The 3,275-nt window shown below is 70.6% G+C and carries 3 protein-coding genes; 2 read left to right on the top strand and 1 reads right to left on the bottom strand.

The genetic code is table 11. The features are described 5' to 3' along the window. Positions 1–48: 48 nt before the first annotated feature. The gene (locus tag ACFRCR_RS17900) at positions 49–1,449 is read right to left on the bottom strand and encodes a dipeptidase (RefSeq protein WP_377679457.1); all 1,401 of its coding nucleotides are present in this window, start codon (positions 1,447–1,449) and stop codon (positions 49–51) included. A gap of 85 nt (positions 1,450–1,534) precedes the next feature. Between ACFRCR_RS17900 and ACFRCR_RS17895 the strand changes: the two genes are divergently transcribed. Together ACFRCR_RS17895 and ACFRCR_RS17890 are read left to right on the top strand one after the other, a co-directional pair. Beyond that, a complete protein-coding gene (locus ACFRCR_RS17895; protein ID WP_377679456.1) occupies positions 1,535–2,137 on the top strand; it encodes a DUF3043 domain-containing protein in 603 nt (200 codons plus the stop codon). Positions 2,138–2,204: 67 nt separating this feature from the next. Further along, positions 2,205–3,209: an aldo/keto reductase family protein gene (locus ACFRCR_RS17890; protein WP_377679454.1), complete on the top strand. Its 1,005-nt coding sequence runs from the start codon at positions 2,205–2,207 to the stop codon at positions 3,207–3,209. Positions 3,210–3,275: the final 66 nt, after the last annotated feature.

Below are 3,275 nucleotides of genomic sequence, written 5' to 3'. Positions count from 1 at the left end.
GGTCGTCATCGAGCCGATGTCGACCCCACGCCCGTTCTCGGCGACGACTCAGCCCTTCGCGAGGCGCGTCAGCAGGAGCGCCTCGGCCAGCACGACCTTCTCGAGCTCACCGAGGTGCACCGACTCGTTCGCACCGTGCGCGCGCGAGTCGGGGTCCTCGACGCCCGTCACCAGGATGGCCGCGTCGGGGAAGACGTCGAGCAGATCAGCGATGAACGGGATCGAGCCGCCGATGCCGATGTCGACGGGCGCCGTGCCCCACGACGTCTCGAACGCCCAGCGCGCGGCCTGCATCGCCGACGAGTCGGTGGGCGCCTGGAACGGCTTGCCCGTCTCGCCGTCGCGCACCGTGACCTGCGCGCCGAACGGCGCGTTCGACTCGAGGTGCACGCGCAGCGCCGCGAGCGCGGCCGCCGGGTCCTGGCCGGGCGCGATGCGCAGCGAGATCTTGGCCGTCGCTCGCGGGGTCAGCGTGTTGGACGCGTGCGCGACGCTCGGCGCGTCGATCCCGATGACGGACAGCGCCGGCTTGGTCCACAGTCGACCTGTCAGCGTCCCTTCGCCCGCGAGGCGGACACCGTCGAGCACCGAGGAGTCCGCGCGGAAGTCCGCCTCCTCGTAGTCGACAGTCGGGTCCGGCGCGGAGACCAGGCCCTCGACCGCGACGTTGCCCTGCTCGTCGTGGAGCGTGGCGATCAGGCGCGAGAGCAGCGTGAGCGCGTCGAGCACCGGGCCGCCGAACATGCCCGAGTGCACCGCGTGGCCCAGCACCGCGACCTCGACGTCGCAGTCGACCAGGCCGCGCAGGCTCGTGGTCAGCCCCGGGACCCCGACCTTCCAGTTCGCGGAGTCCGCGACGACGATCACGTCGGCCGCGAGGAGGTCCTTGTGCTGGTTCAGGAACGGCAGGAAGCTCGGCGACCCGACCTCCTCCTCGCCCTCGACGAAGACCGTCACGCCGATCGGCAGGTCGCCCAGCGCGGACAGCGCCCGCAGCGCACCCACGTGAGCAACGATCCCGGCCTTGTCGTCGGCCGCACCACGACCGAACAGCCGACCGTCGACCTCGGTCGGGACGAACGGGTCCGTGTCCCACGCGGCCGCATCGCCCGGGGGCTGCACGTCGTGGTGCGCGTAGAGCAGGACCGTCGGGGCACCCTCCGGGGCCGGACGGCGCGCGACGACCGCAGGCGCACCGAGCGGACCTGCGACACCCGTCGCGTGCAGGATCTGCACCTCGGGCAGCCCCGCACCGCGCAGGAGCTCGGCCACGGCCTCGGCGCTCGCCGCGACGTGCGCCTGGTCGAACGCGGAGTTGGACACGGACGGGATGCGCACGAGCGCCTCGAGGTCCCCGCGCAGGGCGGGGAAGAGCTCGGCGACCCGGGCGCGCAGGTGAGCGACGTCGTCGGGCTCGGGAAGGGTGCTGGTTCCAGGTGTGCTGTTCACCCGGGCAACGCTACCCGCCGGTACGCCTCCGCTCCTGCCCACGACCCGTGACGAGGCAGCCCCCGTCCTCGACTACGCTGGACCTGTGTTCTCACGCAACAAGTCCTCCGCGCCCTCGTCGAACGACGCCCCCGATCCCGTTGCCGCCGCAGCCGAGATCGAGAAGGCCGGCAAGGGCAGGCCGACGCCCAAGCGCAAGGTCGCCGAGGCCGCCAACAAGCGCCCGCTGGTGCCCTCGGACCGCAAGTCCGCGGCCAAGACCGCGCGCCAGCAGCAGCGTGACACACGCGACCGCCAGTTCCAGGCGATGCAGACGGGCGACGAGCGCTACATGCCCGCCCGCGACAAGGGCCCGGTCAAGCGCTACGTCCGCGACTACGTGGACGCCCGCTGGAACCTGGGCGAGTTCTTCCTGCCCATCGCCCTGGTGTTCATCGTCCTGACGTTCGTGTTCTCCCAGAACCTGAACATGGCCACGATCATCATCTTCGTGCTCTACGGGATCGTGCTCGTCACGATCATCGACGCGTTCATCATGTGGCGCTCGCTCAAGAAGCGCCTGGTCGCGAAGTTCGGGCCGGACTCCCCCAAGGGCAACGCGATGTACGCCGTGATGCGCGCCTTCCAGCTGCGCCGCGCACGCCTGCCCAAGCCCATGCACAAGAAGCACGGCACCTTCCCGGCGTAGCTCGCGTCCGGTCCGTCGGGCGGACCGCAGTTCCCCGAGGTGCCCCGGGCAACTTAGTGTTGTCCCCATGCCCAACTACCGCTTCCTCGGCAACTCCGGCCTCAAGATCTCCGAGATCACCTACGGCAACTGGCTCACCCACGGCTCGCAGGTCGAGAACGACGTCGCGACCCAGTGCGTCCACGCGGCTCTCGACGCAGGCATCACCACGTTCGACACCGCCGACGTCTACGCGAACACCAAGGCCGAGCAGGTCCTCGGCGACGCCCTCAAGGGACAGCGCCGCGAGTCCCTCGAGATCTTCACCAAGGTGTACTGGCCCACGGGCCCCGGCGGTGCCAACGACTCGGGCCTGTCCCGCAAGCACGTCATGGAGTCGATCAACGGCTCGCTGACGCGTCTCGGCACCGACTACGTCGACCTCTACCAGGCGCACCGCTTCGACCAGTCGACCCCGCTCGAGGAGACGATGCAGGCGTTCGCCGACATCGTGCGCCAGGGCAAGGCCCTCTACATCGGCGTGAGCGAGTGGACCGCGGACCAGATCCGCGCGGGCCACGCCCTCTCGAAGGAGCTCGGCTTCCAGCTCATCTCCTCCCAGCCCCAGTACTCGATGCTGTGGCGCGTCATCGAGGACGAGGTCGTCCCGACCTCGCGCGAGCTGGGCCTGTCCCAGATCGTCTGGTCGCCCGTCGCCCAGGGAGTCCTGTCCGGCAAGTACCTGCCCGGCCAGCCCGCCCCTGCCGGGTCCCGCGCCACCGACGCCAACGGCTCGCGCTTCATCCAGCAGTTCATGACCGAGGACGTCCTCACGCGCGTCCAGCAGCTGGGCGCCGTCGCCGACGAGCTGGGCCTGACGCAGGCGCAGCTCGCGGTCGCATGGGTCCTGCAGAACGACAACGTCGCGGCTGCCCTCATCGGTGCCTCGCGCCCCGAGCAGGTCGCCGAGAACGTCAAGGCGTCCGGTGTGGTCATCCCCGCCGAGCTCATGGCGAAGATCGACGAGATCCTCGGCGACGTCGTCGAGCGTGACGCCGGCAAGACCGCAGCAGGAGCCCCCGGGCCCCGCTGAGCCCGTGTCACCGGCGCCTCACCGACAGGCTGAGGTCCTGGTGACCGACGTCGACGACCCCGGGTG

Origin of the sequence: Oerskovia sp. NPDC056781, assembly GCF_042789955.1 — a bacterium.
GTDB classification, from domain to species: Bacteria; Actinomycetota; Actinomycetes; order Actinomycetales; family Cellulomonadaceae; genus Oerskovia; species Oerskovia rustica.
This window is presented reverse-complemented; position numbering and strand designations above follow the sequence as displayed.

Bases quoted from the DNA above. Each gene is read 5' to 3' on its own strand.
- ACFRCR_RS17890 (WP_377679454.1), top strand. From the start codon at position 2,205: ATGCCCAACTACCGCTTCCTCGGCAACTCCGGCCTCAAGATCTCCGAG.